The 26,351-nt window shown below is 65.8% G+C and carries 19 protein-coding genes and 4 tRNA genes; 19 read left to right on the top strand and 4 right to left on the bottom strand.

Going from position 1 to position 26,351, the window contains the following annotated elements; genetic code table 11:
* The first annotated feature begins 2 nt into the window (after positions 1–2).
* Positions 3–1,601 carry a rhodanese-like domain-containing protein gene (locus AC1IQ6_RS27290; protein ID WP_479730703.1) on the top strand — a complete coding sequence of 533 codons (1,599 nt, stop codon included), beginning with the start codon at positions 3–5 and terminating at the stop codon, positions 1,599–1,601.
* Positions 1,602–1,741: 140 nt separating this feature from the next.
* Positions 1,742–2,737 (top strand): Bug family tripartite tricarboxylate transporter substrate binding protein, encoded by a 996-nt coding sequence (locus AC1IQ6_RS27285; protein WP_102775002.1) that lies wholly within the window; start codon positions 1,742–1,744, stop codon positions 2,735–2,737.
* An 18-nt stretch (positions 2,738–2,755) separates the two neighbouring features.
* Here AC1IQ6_RS27285 and AC1IQ6_RS27280 read toward each other — a convergent pair whose 3' ends face one another.
* Genes AC1IQ6_RS27280 through AC1IQ6_RS27265 form a run of 4 tightly spaced genes read right to left on the bottom strand, consistent with a single transcriptional unit; the run spans position 2,756 to position 7,307 of the window.
* Entirely contained in the window at positions 2,756–3,517 is a 762-nt protein-coding gene (locus AC1IQ6_RS27280; protein ID WP_102775003.1) for a DeoR/GlpR family DNA-binding transcription regulator, read from the bottom strand.
* Positions 3,518–3,543: 26 nt separating this feature from the next.
* The gene (locus tag AC1IQ6_RS27275) at positions 3,544–5,226 is read right to left on the bottom strand and encodes an ABC transporter permease subunit (RefSeq protein ID WP_111826297.1); all 1,683 of its coding nucleotides are present in this window, start codon (positions 5,224–5,226) and stop codon (positions 3,544–3,546) included.
* Positions 5,227–5,236: 10 nt separating this feature from the next.
* A complete protein-coding gene (locus tag AC1IQ6_RS27270; protein WP_102775005.1) occupies positions 5,237–6,244 on the bottom strand; it encodes an ABC transporter ATP-binding protein in 1,008 nt (335 codons plus the stop codon).
* Positions 6,245–6,293: 49 nt separating this feature from the next.
* Positions 6,294–7,307, bottom strand: coding sequence for an ABC transporter substrate-binding protein (locus tag AC1IQ6_RS27265; RefSeq protein WP_479730702.1), 1,014 nt, complete (start codon positions 7,305–7,307; stop codon positions 6,294–6,296).
* A 194-nt stretch (positions 7,308–7,501) separates the two neighbouring features.
* Between AC1IQ6_RS27265 and hisN the strand changes: the two genes are divergently transcribed.
* The 17 genes from hisN to rpoC all read left to right on the top strand — a co-directional run bounded on the left by hisN (position 7,502) and on the right by rpoC (position 26,301).
* The gene (gene hisN, locus AC1IQ6_RS27260) at positions 7,502–8,308 is read left to right on the top strand and encodes a histidinol-phosphatase (RefSeq protein ID WP_102775007.1); all 807 of its coding nucleotides are present in this window, start codon (positions 7,502–7,504) and stop codon (positions 8,306–8,308) included.
* A 61-nt stretch (positions 8,309–8,369) separates the two neighbouring features.
* The gene (locus AC1IQ6_RS27255) at positions 8,370–9,755 is read left to right on the top strand and encodes a glutamine synthetase family protein (RefSeq protein ID WP_111826299.1); all 1,386 of its coding nucleotides are present in this window, start codon (positions 8,370–8,372) and stop codon (positions 9,753–9,755) included.
* 31 nt (positions 9,756–9,786) lie between these two features.
* Complete coding sequence (locus tag AC1IQ6_RS27250) at positions 9,787–11,175, top strand: aldehyde dehydrogenase family protein (RefSeq protein ID WP_485865574.1); 1,389 nt, start codon at positions 9,787–9,789, stop codon at positions 11,173–11,175.
* Positions 11,176–11,199: 24 nt separating this feature from the next.
* A complete protein-coding gene (locus tag AC1IQ6_RS27245) occupies positions 11,200–12,360 on the top strand; it encodes an iron-containing alcohol dehydrogenase (protein ID WP_102775010.1) in 1,161 nt (386 codons plus the stop codon).
* A 114-nt stretch (positions 12,361–12,474) separates the two neighbouring features.
* Positions 12,475–12,561: transfer RNA gene (locus AC1IQ6_RS27240), tRNA-Tyr, on the top strand.
* 164 nt (positions 12,562–12,725) lie between these two features.
* Positions 12,726–12,799 (top strand) — tRNA-Gly (locus AC1IQ6_RS27235).
* Positions 12,800–12,808: 9 nt separating this feature from the next.
* A tRNA-Thr gene (locus AC1IQ6_RS27230) sits at positions 12,809–12,883 on the top strand.
* A 69-nt stretch (positions 12,884–12,952) separates the two neighbouring features.
* Positions 12,953–14,143 (top strand): elongation factor Tu, encoded by a 1,191-nt coding sequence (gene tuf / locus AC1IQ6_RS27225; RefSeq protein ID WP_102775022.1) that lies wholly within the window; start codon positions 12,953–12,955, stop codon positions 14,141–14,143.
* 142 nt (positions 14,144–14,285) lie between these two features.
* Positions 14,286–14,361, top strand: a tRNA-Trp gene (locus AC1IQ6_RS27220).
* A 64-nt stretch (positions 14,362–14,425) separates the two neighbouring features.
* Positions 14,426–14,806 (top strand): preprotein translocase subunit SecE, encoded by a 381-nt coding sequence (gene secE / locus AC1IQ6_RS27215; protein ID WP_102775011.1) that lies wholly within the window; start codon positions 14,426–14,428, stop codon positions 14,804–14,806.
* A 9-nt stretch (positions 14,807–14,815) separates the two neighbouring features.
* Entirely contained in the window at positions 14,816–15,349 is a 534-nt protein-coding gene (gene nusG / locus AC1IQ6_RS27210; protein ID WP_006389586.1) for a transcription termination/antitermination protein NusG, read from the top strand.
* A 65-nt stretch (positions 15,350–15,414) separates the two neighbouring features.
* Entirely contained in the window at positions 15,415–15,846 is a 432-nt protein-coding gene (gene rplK, locus AC1IQ6_RS27205) for a 50S ribosomal protein L11 (RefSeq protein ID WP_102775012.1), read from the top strand.
* 2 nt (positions 15,847–15,848) lie between these two features.
* Complete coding sequence (gene rplA / locus AC1IQ6_RS27200; protein WP_102775013.1) at positions 15,849–16,544, top strand: 50S ribosomal protein L1; 696 nt, start codon at positions 15,849–15,851, stop codon at positions 16,542–16,544.
* Between the two features lie 250 nt (positions 16,545–16,794).
* Positions 16,795–17,319, top strand: coding sequence for a 50S ribosomal protein L10 (gene rplJ, locus AC1IQ6_RS27195; RefSeq protein ID WP_054459366.1), 525 nt, complete (start codon positions 16,795–16,797; stop codon positions 17,317–17,319).
* Positions 17,320–17,400: 81 nt separating this feature from the next.
* Positions 17,401–17,781 carry a 50S ribosomal protein L7/L12 gene (gene rplL / locus AC1IQ6_RS27190; RefSeq protein ID WP_006389590.1) on the top strand — a complete coding sequence of 127 codons (381 nt, stop codon included), beginning with the start codon at positions 17,401–17,403 and terminating at the stop codon, positions 17,779–17,781.
* Between the two features lie 163 nt (positions 17,782–17,944).
* Positions 17,945–22,057, top strand: a complete 4,113-nt coding sequence (gene rpoB, locus AC1IQ6_RS27185) for a DNA-directed RNA polymerase subunit beta (protein WP_111827320.1) — start codon at positions 17,945–17,947, stop codon at positions 22,055–22,057.
* Positions 22,057–26,301, top strand: coding sequence for a DNA-directed RNA polymerase subunit beta' (gene rpoC / locus AC1IQ6_RS27180; protein WP_102775015.1), 4,245 nt, complete (start codon positions 22,057–22,059; stop codon positions 26,299–26,301). Before rpoB ends, rpoC begins: the two co-directional genes overlap by 1 nt.
* Positions 26,302–26,351: the final 50 nt, after the last annotated feature.

The raw sequence follows: 26,351 nt of genomic DNA, 5'->3' as shown, positions 1-26,351 counted from the left end.
CGATGATGCATCCCACCCCTGACCATACTGTCGCCGACGTCGATACGCACACGCTCAAGCAATGGCTGCATGACGGCGGCGAAATCGCGTTGCTGGACGTGCGCGAACACGGCCAGTACGGCGAGTCCCACCTGTTCTACGCCGTGCCGCTGCCCTACAGCCGGCTCGAAGTGGACGTCGTGCGCCTGGCGCCGCGGCGCGACGTGCGGATGGCGATCTACGACGAGGGCGGCGACGACGCCACCGCCTTGCGCGCCGCGCGCGCGCTGGCCGCGCTGGGCTACACCAATGTGCACCGCCTGGCCGGCGGCATCGCGCAGTGGCGCGAAGACGGCTACGCCGCCTTCGCCGGCGTCAACGTGCCCAGCAAGACCTTCGGCGAACTGGCCGAAGAAGTTTTCCACACCCCGCGCATCGGCGCGCGCGAGCTGGCCGAGCGCCAGCGCCGCGGCGACGACCTGATCGTGCTGGACGGCAGGCCCTATTCCGAATACCAGAAGATGAGCATCCCGGGCGGCGTCTGCTGCCCCAACGGCGAGCTGGCGCTGCGCGCCCACACGCTGGCCAAAAGCCCGCAGACCACCATCGTGGTCAATTGCGCCGGCCGCACGCGCAGCATCATCGGCGCCCAGACGCTGATCAATCTGGGCGTGCCCAATCCCGTGTACGCGCTGGAAAACGGCACGCAGGGCTGGTATCTCGAAGACCTGCAGCTGGAACACGGCGCGCTGCGCCGCTACGGCGACGACATCGCGCCGCAGGACCTGCCGGCGCTGGCGCAGCGTTCCGCCGCGCTGGCCGAGCGCCACGGCGTGCCCATGGTGTCCGCCGGCGACGTGCAGGCCTGGCTGGACGACGCGGCGCGCAGCACCTTTCTGTGCGACGTGCGCAGCGCCGAGGAATACGCCCAGGGCTCTTTGCCCGGCGCGCAGCACACGCCCGGCGGCCAGCTGATCCAGGCCACCGACCAGTACGTGGCCGTGCGCGGCGCGCGCATCGTCGTGTTCGACGCCGAAGGCGTGCGCGCGCCGGTCATCGCCAGCTGGCTGCGGCAGATGGGCTGGGACGCCAGCGTGCTGAAAGAGGGCGTGCGCGCCCGTCTGGCGTTGCGTGTGGACAGGACGCCCGCGCCGCAGATCCGCGTGCTGGACGACGCCGCGCTGGCCGAGGCGATGGCGCAGGGCGCGCAGCTGCTGGATATCCGCCCGGGCATGCGCTATCGCGCCCGGCATATCGACGGCGCGCGCTGGGCCATCCGCCCGCGCCTGGACCGCCTGCGCCTGGACGCCTCGCGCCCGGTGGTGCTGCTGGCCGAAGACGCCGCGCTGGCCGCCTGGGCCGCGCAGGACTTGAAGGCGCTGGGCGTCGACGACGTCAGCGCCAATACCGGCACGCCGGCCGGCTGGTCCGCCCAGGGCATCGCGCTGGCGTCCACGCCTGACGAGCCCGCCGACGCGGACTGTATCGACTACCTGTTTTTCGTGCATGACCGTCACGACGGCAACAAGGCCGCGGCGCGCCAGTACCTGGCCTGGGAAACCAATCTGGTCAGGCAGATCGACGATCGAGAACGCGCGGCCTACCGCTTTCCGGCCGGCTGACCTATCGCGCCGCGAGGCGCGGCAAATGCATCCAGACAGTACGCCCCGCGGCTGACGCCGCCGGGGTGCGGGCGGTTCATTGCGAACCGAAATGCAACGGACGGCCGAGCATCCGGCCGCCAATACCAGGGGAAATCCAAATGAAGCAGATCGCATCGTACTTTTGCGCAACCGCGGCCGTGGCCGGCCTGCTGTGCGCCGGCGCCGCCCATGCCCAGGCGCCCGCGCCGCTGGCCGACTATCCCAAGCAGGCCATCACCATCGTCTCGCCGTTCCCGCCGGGCGGCGGCAATGACAACGTGGCGCGCCTGATCGCGCAGGAGCTGGGGGCCATCACGGGCCAGAGCGTGGTGGTGGAAAACCGCTCCGGCGCGGGCGGCAACGTCGGCACCGCGCAGGTCTCGCGCGCCAAGCCCGACGGCTACACCCTGGTGATGTCGCAGACCAGCGTGATGGCGGTCAATCCGCGCGTCTACAAGAACGTGGGCTTCGACCCCATCAAGGACTTCGTGCCCATTTCCCAGATCACCTCGGCGCCGCTGGTGCTGGTGACGCGCACCGAAAGCCCGTACCAGTCCCTGAAAGACTATCTGGAGGCCGCGCGCAAGCAGCCCGGCGTGGTCACCTACGCGACGCCCGGCAACGGCACCATGAGCCACCTGATGGGCGCGCTGGTGTCGAAGAAGGCCGACGTCCAGCTGGTGCACGTGCCATACCGCGGCGCCGCGCCCGCCATCACCGACCTGATGGGCGGCACGGTGGACATGCTGATCACGTCTCCGGCCTCGGCCGAGCCCATGGTGGCCGCGGGCAAGCTGCGCGTGCTGGCGATGAGCCACGAGACCAGCATCGGCCGCTTCAAGGGCGCGCCCACGCTCAAGCAGTCCGGCATGGAGGGCATCACGGCCGATGACTGGTACGGGCTGTTCGCGCCGGCCGGCACCCCGCCCGAGCGCATCGCCTACCTGGCGCAGGCGGTGGGCCAGGCGATGAAGTCGCCCGAGGTGGTCGCGAAGATCAACGGCGGCGGCAGCAATGCGGTGGGCAGCCAGCCCGAGGCCTTCAAGACGCGCCTGGCGCAAGACACGGCCTATTGGGCCGGCATGGTCAAGACCGCCGGCGTGTCGCTGGACTGAAGCCGGCGCGGCGGCGCCCTATACGGCCAGGACGTCGCCGACCGCCGCCTTCAGCGCGGCGTAGGCCGGTTTTTTCTGCGCGCTGGTGTTGGTGACCAGGTGGTCGATGCGGTCCACGCCGCAATAGGACACGCGGCTGCACAGGCCGATCTTGCTGAAATCGGCCAGCAGCACCAGCCGCTTGGCGTTGGCGGTCATGGCGCGCGCCACTTCGGCTTCGCGCAGATCGTAGTTGGTGGCGCCGAACTCCGCGTCCACGCCCACCGGCGACAGCAGCGCCAGGTCGGCGCGGTAGCGGTGGATTTCCGCGATCGTGATGTCGCCGGCGGTGGCGCAGACCGGGCCGCTGACCGAGCCGCCCAGCATGATGAGCTGGTTGGCGCCGCTGCCGGCGGTGCCGACCTTGAGGGCCACGTCGAACGAGTTGGTGATGATGGTCAGGCCCGACAGCTTGGCCAGTTCGTCGGCCAGCACGCTGGTGGTGCTGCCCGCGTCCAGGAACAGGGTCTGGCCGCTGGAGACCAGGCCGGCCGCCGCCCGCGCGATGGCGCGCTTGTACTTGACGCGGGTGTGCACGCGTTCGGCGATGGGCGGCTCGCTGTGCACCGGCACCGCGCCGCCATGCACCCGGCGCAGTTCGCCCATCGATTCCAGCTCCAGCAGGTCGCGCCTGACGGTCTCCCGCGATACCCCCAATTCGCCGACGATGCGGTCGGTCGATACCTGCTGCAATGAAGACAGCAGGGCGCGGATTCTCTGATACCGCTCTTCTTGCCACATATCCGATGTTTCCTAGTTCTCTATCCCTATGCCCGCCGCCGCGCGGCCCACGCAATCAGCGCGCGCAGGGCCAGCAGGGAACCTCCAACGACCAGCATGATAAGCGTTGAATAGGCCGCCGCCTGCGAGACGAATCCGGCTTCGTCCAGGCGCAGCACCGAAACCGGGGCCACGCTGACCGAAGGCGTGACCAGGAAGATCACCGCCGACAGCGTGACCATGGAGCGCATGAACAGGAAAAAGAAGACGCCCAGCACCGTCGGACCGATCAGCGGCAGCACCGCGTCGCGCAGCACCCGCAGGGTGCCGCCGCCCAGGCAGCTGACCGCTTCCTCCAGGGCCTGCGGCACGGCCCGCATGCCGGTCATCATCGTCAGGAACCCCTGCGTATGGTAGTGGTAGAAGTTGCACAGCGCGATCAGCGCCGCGCTGCCGTACAGCGCGTACAGCGGCGTGCCGGGCGCGTTGAACGCGAAGATGTAGGACAGGCCCAGCACCAGGCCCGGCACCCCCACCGGCAGCACCGACAGCATGTACACCGGCTTGGCCCAGGCGCGCGGGATGCGGCAGACGCCGAAGCTCAGGAAGAACAGCAGCAGCACCCCGCCGCCGGCGGCGGCCAGCGACAGGTACAGCGAGGTCCACAGCGGCGCGTAGCCGCCGCTGACCGTGATGTCATAGTGCTTCAGCGTCCATTCCATGCGGTAGGGCCACAGCCGCATGAAACTGGCGAACACCACCGTGGCCACCGTGACGATGATGGCGCCGGCGGCCAGCAGCACGGCGGCGCCGAAGGCGGCGTCGCGCGCCCGCGCCGGCTGCGGCGCGACCCTCAGGCCGCCGGGCGAGGCCGAGCCGAACTGGCGCTGCGAGGCCACGCGCTCTATCTGCACCGATATCAGCGAAGGCAGCAGCAGCAGGATGCCCACCACCGATCCCAGGCCGAAGTTCATCTGGCCGGACACCTGGCTGTAGATCTCGGTGGCCAGCACGCGGTAGTTGCCGCCGATCACCGCGGCGTTGCCGAAATCGGTGATGGTGATGACGAACACCACGAAGGCCGCGCTCAGCAGGCCGAACTTGCAGTTGGGCAGGGTGATGTCGAAGAACTGGCGCGCGCTGGAGGCGCCCATGACTTCGGCCGCGTCGTAGTAGCGCGCATCCATGTTGCGCAGCGCCGCCTGCAGGATCAGCACGGCCTGGGGCAGGGCATAGAACACGTTGGAGATCAGCAGCCCCCAGAAGCCGTAGATGTCGATGTCCCAGCCGGTCCAGCGGTGCACCAGGCCGTTGCGCCCCAGCAGGAAGATCAGGCCCAGGCCCTGCACCAGCGACGGAGCCAGCAGCGGCAGCACCAGCGCCACCCGCACGATGGCCTTGCCGCGCATGCAGCTGCGGTCCAGCCCATAGGCGATGGCGAAGCCCAGCACGATGCTGACCGCCGTGGTGGCGAAGCTCATGACCAGGCTGTTGAGCGTGGCGGTCAGGATGCCGCGCGTGGCGAAGACTTCGGCGTAGTTGCCCAGGCCGATGGAGCCGTCTTTCTCGACCAGGCTGTTCCAGGCCACGGTCGCCAGCGGATAGAGGAAGAACAGCGCCAGGCCCGCCATCGGTATGCCGACGCAGGTCCAGAGCAGCAGGCGGTCGGCCGTCCAGGGCGCGCGGCCGGCGGGGGCGGCCAGCGCGGCGCCGGCGTGGGCGGCGCTCATCGGAGCGCCCTCATACGCTGACCCAGGCGCACTGGCCAGGCTCCGCGTCCAGGCGCACGGGCGCGCCGCGCGCCAGCCCGGCCGCGCCATGCTGCTCCACCACCAGTTCGCGTCCGCGCCACGCGATGCGCAGGCGGGTCAGGTTGCCCATGAACGTCATGTCCTGCACGCGGCCGGCGCCGCGCTCGTCGGCCGCCACCCGCAGGTTCTCGGGCCGCAGGCAGGCTTCATAGCGCTCGCTGGCGCCTTCGGGGCGGCTCGCCAGCAGCTCGGGCATGGCTTCGCGCACCCAGTCGGTGGGCAGCAGGTTGCTCAGGCCGACGAAGTTGGCCACGAAACGCGTGCGCGGGCGCAGATAGAGGTCGGCCGGCGAGCCGACCTGCTCGATGCGCCCGTCGTTCATGCAGACGATCTTGTCGGCCAGCGTCAAGGCTTCTTCCTGGTCGTGGGTGACCATGATGGTCGGGATTTTCAGGCGCCGCTGCACGTCGTGGATCTCGGCGCGCATATCGGTGCGCACGCGCGCGTCCAGCGCCGACAGCGGTTCGTCCAACAGGATCAGCGCCGGGTCCACGGCCAGCGCGCGCGCCAGCGCCACGCGCTGCTGCTGGCCGCCGGAGAGCTGGTGCGGGTAGCGTTCGGCGTGCTCGGGCAGCTTGATCAGCGCCAGCAGTTCGCGCACCCGCGACGCGATGCGCTCGCGGCTTTCGCCGCGGATGCGCAGGCCGTAGCCCACGTTCTCGGCCACGGTCATGTTGGGAAACAGCGAGTACGACTGGAACACGATGCCGAAGCCGCGCTTGCGCGCCGGCAGCGCGCTCAGGTCGTGCCCGCCCAGCGTGATGGCGCCGCGGTCGAACGGCAGCAGCCCGGCCACGATGCGCAGCAGCGTGGTCTTGCCGCAGCCGCTGGGCCCGAGCAGGCAGACGAATTCATGCTCGCCCACCGACAGGTCGATGTCCTGCAGCGCGACCGAGCCGTCGAAAGTCTTGCGTATCCCGCGCAATTCCAGGTACATGGGCGTCTCCAGGACGGGACGCGGCCGGCGGCGGCCGGCCGCGCCGCCGTCAACGCTTGATGGTTTCCTGCCAGGTCTTGATGATGGCGTCCCGCTCGGCCGCCGACTTCTGGAAGTCCACGGGGTACAGCACCGTGCCCAGGTCCTTGGGCAGGCCCGCGGCCTCGGCGGCCTTGTTGGGGGCGGCGCCGGGGATGGTGACGAGTTCCTTGTACTTGCTGTAGAGGCCGCCGGCCTGCTGCGACAGGGTCCAGTCCAGGAAGCGCTTGGCGTCCGCGGGATTCTTGGCCGTTTTCATCAGGCCCGAAGCCTCCAGCTCGTAGCCCACCCATTTGGACGGGATCACCATCTTGATGGGATAGCCCTCTTCGATGGACTGCATGGCCGGAAAGGCGAAGGACACGCCGATCGCGTACTCGCCGGCGCGCGCCATCTTGCAGGGACGCGAACCGGAAGGCGTGTACTGCGCCACGTTCTTGTCCAGGTCCTTGAGCAGGGCCCAGCCCTTTTCCTTGCCCAGGCCCTGCAGCAGGGCGGCGATCTGCAGATAGCCGGTGCCGGAGGCGGCCGGGCTGGGGATCACGATCTCGCCCTTGTAGGCGGGCTTGGTCAGGTCTTCCCATGACGTGGGCATGGGCAGGTTCTTGGACTTCAGCCTGTCGGTGTTGACACAGAACGCCGCCACGTAGCCGGTGGCGGCGAACCACTTGTTGTCGGCGCCCTTGTAGCGGGCGGGCAGGGCGTCCATGCCCTTGGCCGCATAGGGTTCCAGCAGGTTCTGCAGGCGCGGGTCGAGCATATTGCTGACCGCGAAGCCCCAGATCACGTCCTGCTGCGGGTTGGAGGCCTCGGCGATCAGGCGCGCGCCCAGGTCGCCGGTGGACAGGCGCAGTACGTTGACCTTCAGGTCGGGCATGGCGGCGTTGGCCGCCTTGAGGTAGGCCGCGATCTCGTCTTCCTCGAGCGCGGTGTAGACGGTGATGGCGCCGGCATGGGCCTGCGAGCCGATGGCACCTAGGGAAATTACTGCAACCACAAGGCTGAGCTTCTTCATACATTGCATGATGGGACTCCGGTTGGAATACACGGCAACGGTGCGAGCTACATATGCGGACTGCGGGGCTGCAAGACAGGTGCGAGTTGCAGTTTTAAGTATATTTGCAAATTTGTGGCAACGTGTCTAGACTGGAAAAACCTCGTATGCACGGTTTTTTTTGGCCTGGGCCCGATCCCGCGGCCGGTCTGGAGGCATCACCGATGCAAACCTCATTGCCGCTATCCGCGCCGCAGCTGGCCGCCTATCGCGCGTTCGCCCAGACGCTGGCCGACCGCGTGCGGCCGCTGTCGCGCAAGTGGTTCCGCCATCCGCTGGCGGTCGACACCAAGGCCGACGCCAGCCCCGTCACCCAGGCCGACCGCGAAGTCGAGACGGCCCTGCGCGCGGCCATCGCGGAGCAATACCCGGAGCACGGCATCCTGGGCGAGGAGTTCGGCGTATCGCACATGGAGGCCGAGCTGGTCTGGTCGCTCGATCCCATAGACGGCACCCGCGCCTTTATTTCCGGCAACCCGCTGTGGGGCACGCTGCTGGCGCTGCTGCACCGCGGCAGGCCGGTGCTGGGCCTGATCGACATTCCCGCGCTGGACGAACGCTGGATCGGCGCGGCCGGCCAGCCCGCCAGCCTGAACGGCCACGCCTGTCGCGTCAGCGGCTGCACCGAACTGGGCGAGGCCATCCTCTACGCGACCTCGCCGGACATCTTCGCCGGCGCCGAGCTGGCCGCCTTCGACGCGCTGGCGCAGGCCGCGCGCATGCGCCGCTACGGCGGCGACTGCTACAGCTACGGGCTGCTGGCCAGCGGCCACGTCGACCTGGTGGTCGAGTCCGGCCTGCAGCCATACGACTATCTGGCGCTGATGCCCGTGATCGAAGGGGCAGGCGGCGTCATTACCGACTGGTCCGGGCAGCCGCTCGGCCTCCAGTCGCAGGGCCGCGTGATCGCGGCCGCCACGCCGCAGCTGCATCGCCAGGCGATGCGGCTGCTGGGGGCGGCCGCGACCTGAACGCCGCGCCGCCCGCCCGACAGGTCAACGCAACGCTACAGTCACAGCAAGGTGGACAAGCATGCATGCACTAGGGGTAGCAACGGTGGAAGACGCGGAGCGGCTGGTGCAGGCCAGCGCGCTCTCGCACATCAAGGTCGGCCTGTCCGACGTCGACGGCGTCATGCTGGGCAAGTACCTGCGCCGCGATAAATTCCTGGGGGCGCTGCGCTCCGGGCTCGCATTTTGCGACGTGGTGTTCGGCTGGGATCTCGACGACCAGCTCTACGACAACACCAAGTACACCGGCTGGCATACGGCCTATCCCGACGCCAAGCTGCGGATCGTCCCGCAAAGCGCCCGCAGGCTGCCGCTGGAGCAGGGGCCGGGCGGCGAGGACATGCTGTTGTTCCTGGCGGAATTCGAAGGCGAGGCCGGCGCCATCTGCCCGCGGCGCCTGCTGCACCGGGTCATCGACCGGGCCGCCGACATGGGCTTCGACGCCTACGCCGCGCTGGAATACGAGTTCTTCATGTTCCGCGAGACCCCGCACTCGGTGCGCGCGAAGCACTACCGCAACCTCGAGAACTGGACGCCCGGGAATTTCGGCTACTCGGTGCTGCGCAGCACGGTGGAGGGCGATTTCTACCGCAAGCTGCTGGACATGTGCGAACGCATGGACATGCCCATCGAAGGCCTGCATACCGAGACCGGGCCGGGCGTGCTGGAAGCCGCGCTCGCGGTCGACCAGGCCGCGGCCGCCGGCGACAAGGCATTCCTGTTCAAGACCTTCACCAAGGCGCTGGCGCAGCAGAATGGCCTGATGGCGACCTTCATGGCGAAGTGGTCGCACGAGCATCCCGGCCAGAGCGGCCACATCCACCTGTCGCTGCGCGACCGCAAGACCGGGCGCTCGGCGTTCCACGACGAGTCGCGGCCGCACTGCATGAGCGCGACGCAGGCTTCCTTCATGGCCGGCGTGCAGCGCTACCTGCCGGAATTCATGGCCCTGTACGCGCAGACCGTCAACAGCTACTCGCGCCTGGTGCCCGGCTACTGGGCGCCGCTGGACGCCACCTGGGGCATGGAGAACCGCACCACCGCGCTGCGGCTGATTCCCGGCAGCGACAAGTCGCAGCGCGTCGAAGTGCGCATCGGCTCGGCCGACGCCAATCCCTACCTGGCGCTGTCGGCCGCGCTGGCCTCGGGCCTGTACGGCATCGAACAGGGGCTCGAACCCGAGCCCATGGTGCAGGGCAACGCCTATACCCAGCAGTTTCCCGCGCATCTGCGCCTGCCGAGCACGCTGTGGGACGCGGCCCAGCGGCTGGGCGAATCCGAGGCCGCGCGCCGGCTGTTCGGCGACGCCTTCGTCGAGCACTACGTGGCCACGCGCGAATGGGAAGAAAGGCAGTTCCGGCGCCACGTGACCGACTGGGAACTGGCGCGCTACTTCGAAATCATCTGACCATCGACCACACCGTTTGCACAGGGCAGCCATGACGCAGGAACTCATCACCATCAGTCCGATCGACGGGCGCGAGGTCGTCCGCCGTCCCTATGCCAGCGAGGCGCAGATCGCGCGTGCGCTGGCCGACGCCCAGGGCGCGCAGCCGGGCTGGGCGGCGCTGGGCGTGCAGGAGCGGGGGCGCATCGTGTCGGCCGCCGTGGACCGCTTCGTCGCGGCCAGGGACGAAATCGCGCGCGCCATCACCGTGCAAATGGGCCGGCCCCTGCGCTACACGCCAGGCGAGGTGGCCGGCTTCGAGTCGCGCGCGCGTCACATGATCGCCATCGCCGCCGAGGCGCTGGCCCCGATCCGAGTTCCCGAGCAGCCCGGGTTCACGCGCTTCATCAGCCGCGAGCCCATCGGCGTGGCGCTGACGATCGCGCCGTGGAATTATCCGCTGCTGACCGCCGTCAACAGCATCGTGCCGGCGCTGATGGCCGGCAACGCCGTCATCCTCAAGCACTCGGATCAGACGCCGCTGTGCGCCGAATTCATCGAGCGCGCGTTCCGCGAGGCCGGCGCGCCCGCGGGCGTGTTCCAGTACCTGCACGCCAGCCACGAGATCGCGCAGCGCCTGATCCGCGCGCCGGAAATCGGCTATGTGTCCTTCACCGGCTCCGTGCGCGGCGGACACAACGTGGAAGAGGGCGCGGCGGGGCGCTTCATCGGCGTCGGCCTGGAGCTGGGCGGCAACGACCCGGCCTATGTGCGCAACGACGCCGACATCGGCCACGCGGTCGAGACGCTGGTCGACGGCGCGTACTTCAATTCCGGCCAGTCCTGCTGCGGCATCCAGCGCATCTACGTGGCGCGGCCGCGCTACGATGAGTTCGTCGAGCGCGCCGTGGCGCTGACCGAGCAATACGTGCTGGGCGATCCGCTGCAGGACGGGACCACGCTCGGGCCGGTGGTGCGCAAGCGCGCCGCCGACGAGATCCGCGAGATCGTCGACGCCGCGGTCGCGGCCGGCGCCAGAAACCTGATAGATCCATCGCGTTTTAAAAACGCGAATAAAAACTCGCCTTACGTCGCGCCGGCGCTGCTGACGCAGGTGGACCACGGCATGCGCGTCATGAACGACGAATGCTTCGGCCCCGTCGTCGGCATCATGCCGGTAGACAGCGACGAGCAGGCCATCGCGCTCATGAACGACAGCCCCTACGGCCTGACGGCCGCGGCGTTCACGCAGGACCAGGAGGCCGCGCTGCGCATCGGCCGCCAGGTCCGCACGGGCACGTTCTTCATGAACCGCTGCGACTACCTGGACCCCGCGCTGGCCTGGACCGGCGTGAAGAACTCGGGCCGCGGCGTATCGCTGTCCGTGGTCGGATACGAACAGCTCACGCAGGCCAAATCCTTCCATCTGCGCAGCCTCTAACCAGATATCCACAGGAAGCCGACCATGAGCGTGCCTAGCGTCAACTGGAATTACCCCACCGCCATCAAGGCCGGTCCCGGCCGCATCAGCGAACTGCCGCAGGCATGCCGCGAACTGGGCATGGCGCGCCCGCTGCTGGTGACCGACCCCGGCCTGGCGGCGCTGCCGATGGTGGCCGCGGCGCAGGCCGCGTGCCGCGAAGCCGGCCTGCAATGCGGCCTGTTCCACGATATCAAGGGCAACCCCACGGGCCGCAACGTCGACGACGGCGTGGCGGCGTACCGGCAGGGCGGCCATGACGGCGTGATCGCGATGGGCGGCGGGTCGGCGCTGGACGCGGCCAAGGCCATCGCGCTGATGGCGGGCCAGCAGCGGCCCCTGTGGGACTTCGAGGACGTGGGCGACAACTACCTGCGGGTGAACGTGGCCGGCATGGCGCCGGTGGTGGCGGTGCCCACCACCGCGGGCACCGGCTCGGAAGTGGGACGCGCCTCGGTCATCACCGACGAGGCGGCCGAGGTCAAGCGCATCATCTTCCATGCGCGCATGCTGCCGGCCATCGTCATCCTGGACCCTGAACTCACCGTCGGCCTGCCGCCGAAGATCACGGCCGCCACCGGCATGGACGCGCTGTCGCACAACCTGGAGGCCTATTGTTCGCCGGTGTTCCATCCGATGGCCACGGGCATCGCGCTCGAAGGCATGCGCATGGTCAAGGAATACCTGCCGCAGGCGGTGGCCGACGGCGCCGACCTGCAGGCGCGCCAGCAGATGCTGGTGGCCTCCAGCATGGGCGCCACCGCGTTCCAGCGCGGGCTGGGCGCCATGCACGCGCTGGCGCATCCGCTGGGCGCGCTCTACGACGCGCACCACGGCCTGCTCAACGCCATCCTCATGCCCTACGTGCTGAAAGCCAACCAGCACGCCGTGGCCCCGCGCCTGGAAGCGCTGGCGCGCTACCTGGACCTGCCGGCCCGGCCGGGCGCGGTGCTGGACTGGGTGCTGGCGCTGCGCGAGGCCATCGGCATTGCGCACACGCTGGCCGAGATCGGCATCGATGACGCCCAGGCCGAGCGCGTCGGGCGCATGGCGGCCGCCGACCCTTCGGCCGGCACCAATCCGGTGGACTACTCGGCCGCGCAATACACCGAACTTTTCCGTGCAGCGGTTCACGGAAATCTGTAAGATTGCCCCCCTCTGCGTGCAAACGCGGGGTGACTGAACCGGAGTTCTGAATATTTTTCGTCCGAATCGTTTGACAGCGATTTAGAAAGTGTTCATAATCTCGAATTCTCCTCTGGAGGAGTGCCCGAGTGGTTAAAGGGGGCAGACTGTAAATCTGTTGGCCTTGCGCCTACGTTGGTTCGAATCCAACCTCCTCCACCAGAGACCCGTACCTCGTGTAGTAGTACACAGGAATCCAGGCGCAGTTGGCCTGGATTTACAATGTGAGGTTCTGGATGCTTGGCCGCCTTTGCAAGAAAGGCGGCACGGTTTTCCAGGCTTTGTATTGAAAGAGGTTCGGGAAGAGAGAAGGTGAAAGGATAGCCGCGGGTGTAGCTCAATGGTAGAGCAGAAGCCTTCCAAGCTTACGACGAGGGTTCGATTCCCTTCACCCGCTCCAGCTTTATATGCCCATGTGGCTCAGTGGTAGAGCACTCCCTTGGTAAGGGAGAGGTCGCGCGTTCGATCCGCGCCATGGGCACCACTAATTCCCTAAGTTCTTTTCTTCAGTCGCAGCTTTAGTCAAAAGCGCAATCCAGGTCAGGAGTCAGCCATGGCAAAAGGCAAGTTTGAACGTACCAAGCCGCACGTGAACGTGGGTACGATTGGTCACGTTGACCACGGCAAAACGACGTTGACGGCGGCCATCACGACCGTTCTGTCGACCAAGTTCGGCGGCGAAGCCCGCGGCTACGACCAGATCGACGCGGCTCCTGAAGAAAAGGCTCGCGGCATCACCATCAACACCGCCCACGTCGAGTACGAAACGGAAACGCGCCACTACGCGCACGTTGACTGCCCGGGCCACGCCGACTACGTGAAGAACATGATCACGGGCGCGGCGCAAATGGACGGCGCGATCCTGGTGGTGTCGGCCGCTGACGGCCCGATGCCGCAGACCCGCGAACACATCCTGCTGTCGCGCCAGGTGGGCGTGCCCTACATCATCGTCTTCCTGAACAAGGCTGACATGGTCGACGACGCCGAGCTGCTCGAGCTGGTCGAAATGGAAGTGCGCGAACTGCTGTCGAAGTACGACTTCCCGGGCGACGACACCCCGATCATCAAGGGTTCGGCCAAGCTGGCGCTGGAAGGCGACAAGGGCGAACTGGGCGAACAGGCCATCCTGTCGCTGGCCCAGGCGCTGGATTCGTACATCCCGACGCCGGAGCGCGCGGTTGACGGTTCGTTCCTGATGCCGGTCGAAGACGTGTTCTCGATCTCGGGTCGCGGCACCGTGGTGACCGGCCGTATCGAACGCGGCGTGATCAAGGTCGGCGAAGAAATCGAAATCGTGGGCATCACCCCGACGGTCAAGACGACCTGCACGGGCGTGGAAATGTTCCGCAAGCTGCTGGACCAGGGCCAGGCTGGCGACAACGTCGGCATCCTGCTGCGCGGCACCAAGCGTGAAGACGTCCAGCGCGGCCAGGTTCTGGCCAAGCCGGGCTCGATCACCCCGCACACGGAATTCACCTCCGAGGTGTACATCCTGTCCAAGGAAGAAGGCGGCCGCCACACCCCGTTCTTCAACGGCTACCGTCCCCAGTTCTACTTCCGTACGACGGACGTGACGGGCACGATCGACCTGCCGGCCGACAAGGAAATGGTTCTGCCGGGCGACAACGTGACGATGACCGTCAAGCTGCTGGCCCCGATCGCCATGGAAGAAGGCCTGCGTTTCGCCATCCGTGAAGGCGGCCGTACCGTCGGCGCCGGCGTGGTCGCCAAGATCATCGCCTAAGCAGTCTCCAGAGTGGATAGAGCGGATTTTTCAATCCCTCTATCCATTCTTGCAGTAAAAGTAGTATGATGTATGGTTCCGCGAGCTGATATGGCGCGGAAAGCAGCGGTGAAGAGCGGCTGCGAACTAATGCAAGTGTTTTAGGGGCATAGCTCAATTGGCAGAGCGTCGGTCTCCAAAACCGAAGGTTGTAGGTTCGATTCCTACTGCCCCTGCCACCGCCAGGATAAACCCGCGGGAGATCATCGCGAGTTACGCATTCACGGCGGCTCGCGTCGCAAAATGTCTAATACCAGCGTAGAAACCGTAACCAGTACCGCCGACCGGGTCAAGCTCGGGCTGGCGGTTCTTGTCGTTATTGCTGGCATCGTCGGGTTCTCCGTGCTCAGCGCGCAGCCGATGCCTGCTCGTATCGGCGTGTTCGTCGCCGGCCTCGTGATCGCCGCCGTGATCGCGTGGTTCAGCGAGCCGGGCCGCCGCACCCTGAGCTTCGCGAGCGAATCCTACAACGAAGTCAAGCGTGTCTCGTGGCCCACGCGCAAGGAAACGACCCAGATGACGGGCATCGTTTTCGCGTTCGTGGCGATCATGGGCATTTTCATGTGGGTGCTCGACAAGGGCATCGAATGGATTCTCTACGGCCTGTTGTTGGGCTGGAAATAAGGACGGCGAATGAGTAAGCGTTGGTATGTCGTCCATGTGTACTCCGGCATGGAAAAAAGCGTACACAAGGCCCTGAACGAGCGCATCGAGCGCGCAGGCCTGCAAACGTCGTTTGGCCGCATTCTTGTGCCCTCCGAGGAAGTCGTCGAGGTCAAGGGCGGTCAGAAGTCGATCACCGAGCGCCGCATTTTCCCCGGTTATGTCCTGGTTGAAATGGACCTGACCGACGAAACGTGGCACCTGGTCAAGAACACCAACCGCGTCACCGGCTTTCTGGGTGGCTCGGGCAATCGTCCGACCCCGATTTCCGAAAAGGAAGTCGAAAAGATCCTCTCCCAGATGGAAGAGGGCGTCGAGAAACCCCGCCCCAAGATCCTGTTCGAAGTGGGCGAGATGGTTCGGGTCAAGGAAGGTCCGTTTGCGGACTTCAACGGCAACGTCGAAGAAGTCAACTACGAAAAGAGCAAGGTGCGTGTGTCGGTCACCATTTTTGGTCGCGCCACCCCCGTCGAGCTCGATTTCAGCCAGGTCGAAAAGACCTGATTTCAACCCCCGGGGAGCTTCGGGCCTGAACGGCGCGAAGCGATATAACCCGCAAGGAGCAAAGCATGGCGAAGAAGATCGTCGGCTTTATCAAGCTGCAAGTGCCGGCTGGTAAGGCTAACCCCTCCCCCCCGATCGGTCCGGCGCTGGGTCAGCGCGGCCTGAACATCATGGAATTCTGCAAGGCGTTCAACGCCAAGACGCAGGGCATGGAGCCCGGTCTGCCGATTCCGGTGGTGATCACCGCCTTCGCGGACAAGAGCTTCACCTTCATCATGAAGACCCCGCCCGCGACGGTCCTCATCAAGAAGGCCGCTGGCGTGCAAAAGGGTTCGGCCAAGCCGCATACCGACAAGGTCGGCACGCTGACCCGCGCTCAAGCCGAAGAAATCGCCAAGACCAAGAGTCCGGACCTGACGGCTGCCGACATGGAAGCCGCCGTCCGCACCATCGCTGGCAGCGCCCGCAGCATGGGCATCACGGTTGAGGGGATCTAATCATGGCAAAACTGTCCAAGCGCGCCGCCGCCATTGCGCAGAAGATCGACCGCACCAAGCTGTACCCGGTCGCTGAAGCCCTGACCCTGGTCAAGGAAACCGCCGTCGCCAAGTTCGACGAATCCATCGACGTGGCCGTGCAACTCGGCATCGACCCGAAGAAGTCGGACCAGCTGGTCCGCGGTTCGGTCGTGCTGCCCGCCGGCACCGGCAAGTCGGTCCGCGTGGCCGTGTTCGCCCAGGGCGACAAGGCTGAAGCCGCCAAGGCCGCCGGCGCCGACATCGTCGGCCTGGACGACCTGGCCGAGCAGATCAAGGCCGGTCAGATGGACTTCGACGTGGTCATCGCCTCGCCCGACACGATGCGTGTCGTGGGCGCCCTGGGTCAGATCCTGGGCCCCCGTGGCCTGATGCCGAACCCGAAGGTCGGCACCGTGACCCCCGACGTCGCCACCGCCGTCAAGAACGCCAAGGCCGGTCAGGTTCAGTACCGCACCGACAAGGCCGGCATCATCCACGCCACGATCGGCCGCGCGTCGTTCGGCGTGGAACAGCTGCAAACCAACCTGGCCGCTCTGGTCGACGCCCTGCAAAAGGCTCGTCCCGCTGCTGCCAAGGGCATTTACCTGCGCAAGCTGGCCGTCTCGTCCACGATGGGCGGCGGTGCGCGCGTGGAAATCGCCTCGCTGTCGGCCTGAGTCCGACAGTAGTAAACGTACTTTGGGCCGCATCCGGAGTTCTCCGGATGCTGCTGTCAAAGACCGCTGGAGCAGGGTGGTTCAAGCCGTACCGGGCCACCCCGCTTAATCCCGAAGCTCACATAGTTCGGATCCAGCGTAGACGGCGTCCCCAGGAAGATTTCTTTACCCGAAGAACTCGACCAGGCGCCGCATTCGGTTGACGCGCAAGGCATTCGCCCCAGGCGTCTTTTGATGGAGTGTTCAAACCGTGAGTCTCAATCGTCAAGAGAAAGCGGTGGTGATCGAGGAAGTCTCGGCTGAAGTTGCCAAGGCTCAATCGATCGTTATCGCCGAGTACCGTGGTCTGGACGTCGCCTCTGTCACCGTACTGCGCAAAACTGCGCGTGAATCGGGCGTGTATCTGCGTGTTCTGAAGAACTCGCTGGCCCGTCGTGCCGTTGCCGGCACGGCTTTCGAGCCGTTGGCCGAGCAACTGACCGGTCCGCTGATCTACGGTATCAGCGCCGATCCGGTCGCGGCGGCCAAGGTCCTCGCAGGTTTCGCGAAAAGCAATGACAAGCTGGTCATCAAGGCGGGCTCGCTGCCCAACAGCCTGTTGAACCAAGAAGGCGTGAAGGCCCTGGCCACCATGCCCTCGCGCGAAGAGTTGCTGTCGAAACTGCTGGGCACCATGCAAGCCCCCATCGCGCAATTCGTGCGTACGCTCAACGAAGTTCCGACCAAGTTCGCCCGTGGCCTCGCCGCCGTGCGCGACCAGAAGGCTGCGGCTTAATCCCCGCCCTTCCCGGAATTCGCTGAACGACCGAGCGACACCCAAACCCTGGCATTACCAAAATATTTGGAGTTCTTAAAAATGGCACTTAACAAAGCTGAAATCCTTGACGCCATCGCTGGCATGACCGTGCTCGAACTGTCCGAGCTGATCAAGGAAATGGAAGAGAAGTTCGGCGTGTCGGCTGCTGCCGCCGCTGTCGCTGTCGCTGCTCCCGCCGCTGGTGGCGCCGCCGCCGCTGCTGAAGAGCAGACCGAGTTCACCGTTGTCCTGGCTGAAGCCGGCGCCAACAAGGTTTCCGTCATCAAGGCCGTGCGCGAGCTGACCGGTCTGGGCCTGAAGGAAGCCAAGGACCTGGTCGACGGCGCTCCGAAGCCCGTCAAGGAAGGCGTTGCCAAGGCTGACGCCGAAGCCGCCAAGAAGAAGCTGGAAGAAGCTGGCGCCAAGGTCGAAGTCAAGTAAGACCTGCGTCAACTTGCCCGGGGACAGCGCAGTTTGCAGTCCCCGGGCTTTTGCGTTTCCAGGAAACCCCTACTGGGGGAATGCCCTTTGCAGGGGGGTTTCCTGGAGTCGTATCACCTGGGGCCGTGGTTGACGGCCCATGCAACCTCGAGTCGGAGTGCTCATGCCTTACTCGTACACCGAAAAAAAGCGCATCCGCAAAAGCTTCGCCAAGCGTGAAGACGTTCAAAACGTTCCCTTCCTGCTGGCGACTCAGCTTCAATCCTACCTAACTTTCCTGCAGGCGGATACCGCCCCGTCCGAACGCGTAGCCGACGGTTTGCAGGCGGCGTTCTCGTCGATTTTCCCGATCGTTAGTCACAACGGTATGGCGCGCTTGGAGTTCGTGAGCTATGTGCTCGGCGAACCGGTGTTCGATGTCAAGGAATGTCAGCAACGTGGCCTGACCTATGCCTCGCCCCTGCGAGCCAAGGTCCGCCTGGTGCTGCTTGACCGCGAAGTCAGCAAGCCCACCGTCAAGGAAGTGAAGGAACAGGAAGTCTACATGGGCGAGATTCCGCTCATGACCAGCACCGGTTCCTTCGTCATCAACGGCACCGAGCGCGTCATCGTGTCGCAGCTGCACCGCTCGCCCGGCGTGTTCTTCGAGCACGACCGCGGCAAGACCCACAGCTCCGGCAAGCTGCTGTTCTCGGCCCGCGTGATTCCCTACCGCGGCTCGTGGCTGGACTTCGAGTTCGACCCCAAGGACATCCTGTTCTTCCGCGTCGACCGCCGCCGCAAGATGCCCGTCACGATCCTGTGCAAGGCCATCGGCATGACGCCGGAATCGATCCTGGCCAACTTCTTCGACTTCGACAACTTCGAACTGAAGAGCGAAGGCGCGATGATGGAATTCGTGCCCGAGCGCTGGAAGGGCGAAATGGCCCGCTTCGACATCTCGGACCGCTCCGGCAAGGTCATCGTCGAGAAGGACAAGCGCATCAACGCCAAGCACCTGCGCGACCTGGCTGCCGGCGGCATCCAGCGCATCTCCGTGCCGGAAGACTTCCTGTACGGCCGCGTGCTGGCCAAGAACATCGTTGATCCGGACACCGGCGAAGTCATCGCCAACGCCAACGACGAGATCACCGAAAGCGTGCTGGGCGCGCTGCGCGCCGCCAACGTCCACGACATCCAGACGCTCTACACGAACGACCTGGACCGCGGTCCCTATATCTCGCAGACCCTGCGCACCGACGAGACCGCCGACCAGATGGCCGCGCGCGTCGCCATCTACCGCATGATGCGTCCCGGCGAGCCGCCCACCGAAGAAGCGGTGGAGGCCCTGTTCCAGCGCCTGTTCTACAGCGAAGAAACCTACGACCTGTCGCGCGTGGGCCGCATGAAGGTCAACAGCCGTCTGGGCCGTGGCGAAGACACCAGCGGTCCGATGACGCTGACCAACGAGGACATCCTCGAAACCATCAAGGTGCTGGTCGAGCTGCGTAACGGCCGTGGCCAGATCGACGACATCGATCACCTGGGCAACCGCCGCGTGCGCTGTGTGGGCGAACTGGCCGAGAACCAGTTCCGCGCCGGCCTGGTGCGCGTCGAGCGCGCCGTCAAGGAACGTCTGGGCCAGGCCGAGACGGAAAACCTGATGCCGCACGACCTGATCAACTCCAAGCCGATCTCGGCCGCCATCAAGGAGTTCTTCGGTTCGAGCCAGCTGTCGCAGTTCATGGACCAGACCAACCCGCTGTCGGAAATCACGCACAAGCGCCGTGTTTCCGCACTGGGCCCGGGCGGTCTGACCCGCGAGCGCGCCGGCTTCGAAGTCCGCGACGTGCACCCGACCCACTACGGCCGCGTCTGCCCGATCGAAACGCCGGAAGGCCCGAACATCGGCCTGATCAACTCCATGGCGCTGTACGCCCGCCTGAACGAGTACGGCTTCCTGGAAACGCCTTACCGCAAGATCATCGACGGCAAGGTCAGCGACCAGATCGATTACCTGTCGGCCATCGAGGAAAGCCACTACGTCATCGCGCAGGCCAACGCCGCGCTCGACGACGAAGGCCGCTTCGTGGACGACCTGGTCGCCTGCCGTGAAGCCGGCGAAACCATGCTGACCGCGCCGGCCAACGTGCACTACATGGACGTGGCTCCGTCGCAGATCGTGTCGGTCGCCGCCTCGCTGATTCCGTTCCTGGAGCACGACGACGCGAACCGCGCGCTGATGGGCGCCAACATGCAGCGTCAGGCCGTGCCTTGCCTGCGTCCGGAAAAGCCGGTCGTGGGTACGGGCATCGAGCGCACCGTGGCCGTCGACTCGGGCACCACCGTGCAGGCGCTGCGCGGCGGCCTGGTCGACCACGTCGACGCCGAGCGTGTCGTGATCCGCGTGAACGATGAAGAAAACGTCGCCGGCGAAGTCGGCGTCGACATCTACAACCTGATCAAGTACACCCGTTCCAACCAGAACACCAACATCAACCAGCGTCCCATCGTCAAGCGCGGCGACCGGGTCGCCAAGGGTGACGTGCTGGCCGACGGCGCATCGACCGACCTGGGCGAACTCGCCCTGGGTCAGAACATGCTGATCGCGTTCATGCCCTGGAACGGCTACAACTTCGAAGACTCGATCCTGATCTCGGAAAAGGTCGTGGCCGATGACCGCTACACCTCGGTGCACATCGAGGAACTGACGGTCGTGGCCCGCGACACCAAGCTCGGACCCGAGGAAATCACGCGCGACATCAGCAACCTGGCGGAAACCCAGCTGAACCGCCTGGACGATTCCGGCATCTGCTACATCGGCGCCGAAGTCAGCGCCGACGACGTGCTGGTCGGCAAGGTCACGCCCAAGGGCGAGACCCAGCTGACGCCGGAAGAAAAGCTGCTGCGCGCCATCTTCGGCGAGAAGGCCTCCGACGTTAAGGACACCTCGCTGCGCGTGCCCTCGGGCATGACCGGCACCGTGATCGACGTGCAGGTGTTCACCCGCGAAGGCATCGTGCGCGACAAGCGCGCCCAGTCCATCATCGACGATGAACTGCGCCGCTATCGCCAGGACCTGAACGACCAGCTGCGCATCGTCGAGAACGACCAGTTCGACCGTATCGAGAAGATGCTGGTCGGCAAGACCGTCAACGGCGGCCCGCGCAAGCTGGCCAAGGGCGCCACGATCACCAAGGCCTACCTGGCCGACCTGGACCGCTGGCAGTGGTTCGACATTCGCCTGGCCGACGAGCCCCACGCCGTGGTGCTGGAGCAGGCCAAGGAATCGCTCGAGCAGAAGCGCCACCAGTTCGACCTGGCCTTCGAAGAGAAGCGCAAGAAGCTGACGCAGGGCGACGAGCTGCCCCCGGGCGTGCTGAAGATGATCAAGGTCTACCTGGCCGTCAAGCGTCGTCTGCAGCCCGGCGACAAGATGGCCGGCCGCCACGGCAACAAGGGCGTGGTCTCGCGCATCACCCCGGTGGAAGACATGCCGCACATGGCTGACGGCACGCCGGCCGACATCGTTCTGAACCCGCTGGGCGTGCCCTCGCGGATGAACGTCGGCCAGGTGCTGGAAGTCCATCTGGGCTGGGCCGCCAAGGGCGTGGGCCATCGCATCGCCGACATGCTGCGCGACGAGCGCACCGCGCAGGTCAAGAACGTCCGCGCCTACCTGGACAAGGTCTACAACACGACCGGCACCGGCGCGCGCATCGACGAGCTGACCGACGACGAAGTCATGGAAATGGCCCAGAACCTCAAGAACGGCGTGCCGTTCGCGACGCCCGTCTTCGACGGCGCGACCGAAGAGGAAATCACCAAGATGCTGGAACTGGCCTATCCGGACGACGTCGCCAAGCGCATGGCGCTGACGCCGTCGCGCACGCAGGCGTGGCTGTTCGACGGCCGCACCGGCGAGCAGTTCGAGCGTCCCGTGACCGTCGGCTACATGCACTACCTGAAGCTGCACCACCTGGTCGACGACAAGATGCACGCGCGTTCGACCGGCCCGTACTCCTTGGTTACCCAGCAGCCGCTGGGCGGCAAGGCGCAGTTCGGCGGCCAGCGTTTCGGGGAAATGGAAGTGTGGGCGCTGGAAGCATACGGCGCCGCCTACACCCTGCAGGAAATGCTGACGGTGAAGTCCGACGACATCACCGGCCGCACCAAGGTATACGAAAACATCGTCAAGGGCGATCACGTCATCGACGCCGGCATGCCGGAATCGTTCAACGTGCTGGTCAAGGAAATCCGCTCGTTGGCCCTGGACATGGATTTGGAGCGTAACTAATGAAAGCGCTACTCGACCTCTTTAAGCAAGTCTCGCAAGACGAGCAGTTCGATGCCATCAAGATCGGCATCGCCTCGCCCGAGAAGATCCGTTCGTGGTCTTACGGCGAAGTTCGCAAGCCCGAGACCATCAACTACCGTACGTTCAAGCCCGAGCGCGACGGCCTGTTCTGCTCCAAGATCTTCGGCCCGATCAAGGACTACGAGTGCCTGTGCGGCAAGTACAAGCGCCTGAAGCACCGCGGCGTGATCTGCGAGAAGTGCGGCGTGGAAGTCACCGTCGCCAAGGTCCGCCGTGAACGCATGGGCCACATCGAGCTGGCCAGCCCGGTCGCGCACATCTGGTTCCTGAAGAGCCTGCCCTCGCGTCTGGGCATGGTGCTCGACATGACCCTGCGCGACATCGAACGCGTGCTGTACTTCGAAGCCTGGTGCGTGATCGAACCCGGCATGACGCCGCTCAAGCGCGGCCAGATCATGTCGGACGACGATTTCCTCGCCAAGACCGAAGAGTACGGCGACGACTTCCGTGCCCTGATGGGCGCGGAGGCCGTGCGCGAACTGCTGCGCACCATCGACATCGACCGCGAAGTGGAAACGCTGCGCGGCGAACTGAAGGCCACCAGCTCGGAAGCCAAGATCAAGAAGATCTCCAAGCGCCTGAAGGTGCTGGAAGGCTTCCAGAAGTCCGGCATCAAGGCCGAGTGGATGGTCATGGAAGTGCTGCCCGTGCTGCCGCCGGACCTGCGTCCGCTGGTGCCGCTGGACGGCGGCCGCTTCGCGACCTCCGACCTGAACGACCTGTACCGCCGCGTCATCAACCGCAACAACCGTCTGAAGCGCCTGCTGGAGCTGAAGGCGCCGGAAATCATCCTGCGCAACGAAAAGCGCATGCTGCAGGAAGCCGTCGACTCGCTGCTGGACAACGGCCGCCGCGGCAAGGCCATGACCGGCGCCAACAAGCGCCAGCTCAAGTCGCTGGCCGACATGATCAAGGGCAAGAGCGGCCGCTTCCGTCAGAACCTGCTGGGCAAGCGCGTCGACTACTCGGGCCGTTCGGTCATCGTGGTGGGTCCGCAGCTCAAGCTGCACCAGTGCGGCCTGCCCAAGCTGATGGCCCTGGAACTGTTCAAGCCGTTCATCTTCAACCGCCTGGAGATGATGGGCCTGGCCACGACCATCAAGGCCGCCAAGAAGCTGGTGGAAAGCCAGGAACCGGTGGTCTGGGACATCCTGGAAGAAGTCATCCGCGAACACCCGGTCATGCTCAACCGTGCGCCCACGCTGCACCGTCTGGGCATCCAGGCGTTCGAGCCGGTGCTGATCGAAGGCAAGGCCATCCAGCTGCACCCGCTGGTCTGCGCGGCGTTCAACGCCGACTTCGACGGCGACCAGATGGCCGTCCACGTGCCGCTGTCGCTGGAAGCCCAGCTCGAAGCCCGCACCCTGATGCTGGCCTCGAACAACGTGCTGTTCCCGGCCAACGGCGAACCGTCGATCGTGCCGTCGCAGGACATCGTGCTGGGTCTGTACTACACGACCCGCGAGCGCATCAACGGCAAGGGCGAAGGCATCTTCTTCATGGACGTCGCTGAAGTCCAGCGCGCCTATGACAACGGCGAAGTCGAGCTGCAGTCGCGCATCACCGTGCGCCTGAAGGAGCACGAGCGCGACGAGAACGGTGAATGGCAGCCGGTGATCCGCCGCCACGAAACCACGGTCGGCCGCGCGCTGCTGTCGGAAATCCTGCCCAAGGGCCTGCCCTTCACCGTCCTGAACAAGGCGCTGAAGAAGAAGGAAATCTCGCGCCTGATCAACCAGTCGTTCCGCCGCTGCGGCCTGCGCGACACGGTGATCTTCGCCGACAAGCTGATGCAGTCGGGCTTCCGCCTGGCCACGCGCGGCGGTATCTCCATCGCCATGGGCGACATGCTGATCCCGACCGCCAAGGAAGGCATCCTGGCCGAAGCCAGCCGCGAAGTGAAGGAAATCGACAAGCAGTACTCGTCGGGTCTGGTCACGTCCCAGGAACGCTACAACAACGTGGTGGACATCTGGGGCAAGGCCGGCGACAAGGTCGGCAAGGCGATGATGGAACAACTGGCCACCGAGCCCGTGATCAACCGTCACGGCGAAGAAGTGCGCCAGGAATCGTTCAACTCCATCTACATGATGGCTGACTCGGGCGCCCGCGGTTCGGCCGCCCAGATCCGCCAGCTCGCCGGCATGCGCGGCCTGATGGCCAAGCCGGACGGCTCGATTATCGAAACGCCGATTACCGCGAACTTCCGTGAAGGCCTGAACGTGCTTCAGTACTTCATCTCGACTCACGGTGCGCGTAAGGGTCTGGCCGACACGGCGCTGAAGACCGCGAACTCGGGTTACCTGACCCGCCGTCTGGTCGACGTGACGCAGGACCTGGTGATCACCGAGGACGATTGCGGCACGTCGCAGGGCTACAACATGAAGGCCCTGGTCGAAGGCGGCGAAGTCATCGAACCGCTGCGCGACCGTATCCTGGGCCGCGTCGCGGCCGTGGACATCGTCAACCCGGACACGCAGGAAACGGCCATCGTCGCCGGCACCCTGCTGGACGAAGACATGGTCGACACCATCGACCGCATCGGCGTGGACGAAGTCAAGGTCCGCACCCCGCTGACCTGCGAAACGCGCCACGGCCTGTGCGCGCACTGCTACGGCCGCGACCTCGGCCGCGGCACCTCGGTCAACCAGGGCGAAGCGGTCGGCGTCATCGCCGCCCAGTCCATCGGCGAACCGGGCACGCAGCTCACGATGCGTACGTTCCACATCGGTGGCGCGGCTTCGCGTTCGGCCCTGGCCAGCGCGGTCGAAACCAAGTCCAGCGGCACCGTCGGCTTTGCCAGCACGATGCGCTACGTCACCAACGCCAAGGGTGAACGCGTGGCCATCTCGCGTTCCGGCGAACTGGCGATCTTCGACGACAACGGCCGCGAACGCGAACGCCACAAGATCCCGTACGGCGCGACCGTGCTGGTGGGCGATGGCGAGGCCGTCAAGGCCGGCGCCCGCCTGGCGACGTGGGACCCGCTGACCCGTCCGATCGTGTCGGAATACGGCGGCGCCGTGCGCTTCGAGAACATCGAAGAAGGCGTGACCGTGGCCAAGCAGGTCGACGAAGTCACCGGCCTGTCCACGCTGGTCGTGATCACGCCCAAGACCCGTGGCGGCAAGATCGTCATGCGTCCGCAGATCAAGCTGGTCAACGAGAACGGCGAAGACGTCAAGATCGCCGGCACCGATCACTCGGTGAACATCTCGTTCCCGGTGGGCGCGCTGATCACGGTGCGCGACGGCCAGCAGGTTGCCGTGGGTGAAGTCCTGGCGCGTATTCCGCAGGAATCGCAAAAGACCCGCGACATTACCGGCGGTCTGCCGCGCGTGGCCGAGCTGTTCGAAGCCCGTTCGCCCAAGGACGCCGGCATGCTGGCCGACGTCACCGGCACGGTCTCGTTCGGCAAGGACACCAAGGGCAAGCAGCGCCTGGTCATCACCGACCTGGAAGGCGTCAGCCACGAGTTCCTGATTCCGAAGGAAAAGCAGGTGCTGGTGCACGACGGCCAGGTGGTGAACAAGGGCGAAATGATCGTGGACGGCCCGGCCGATCCCCACGACATCCTGCGCCTGCAAGGCATCGAGAAGCTGGCGACCTACATCGTCGACGAAGTGCAGGACGTCTACCGTCTGCAGGGCGTGAAGATCAACGACAAGCACATCGAAGTGATCGTGCGCCAGATGCTGCGCCGCGTGAACATCGTGGACGCCGGCGATACCGAGTTCATCCCGGGCGAGCAGGTCGAGCGCTCCGAGCTGCTCAACGAGAATGATCGCGTCACGGCCCAGGACCTGCGTCCTGCCACGTACGAGAACGTGCTGCTGGGTATCACCAAGGCGTCGCTGTCGACCGACTCGTTCATCTCGGCCGCCTCGTTCCAGGAAACCACCCGCGTCCTGACCGAAGCCGCCATCATGGGCAAGCGCGACGACCTGCGCGGCTTGAAGGAAAACGTCATCGTCGGCCGCCTGATCCCGGCCGGCACCGGCCTGGCCTACCACCATGCCCGCAAGGACAAGGAAGCGCTGGAGGCCGCGGAACGCGAAGCCGCCCGCCAGCTGGCCAACCCGTTCGAAGACTCGCCGGTCACGGTGGGCTCGGATACGGAAACGCCGGCTTCCGACCTGGGCACGGACGACGCCGAGCAGTAAACCGGTACTGGCGGGACCTCCCGCCAGCAAAAAGGCCGCTGATTGTTATC

Source organism: Achromobacter sp. MUI-25009338, from assembly GCF_057359325.1.
This window is presented reverse-complemented; position numbering and strand designations above follow the sequence as displayed.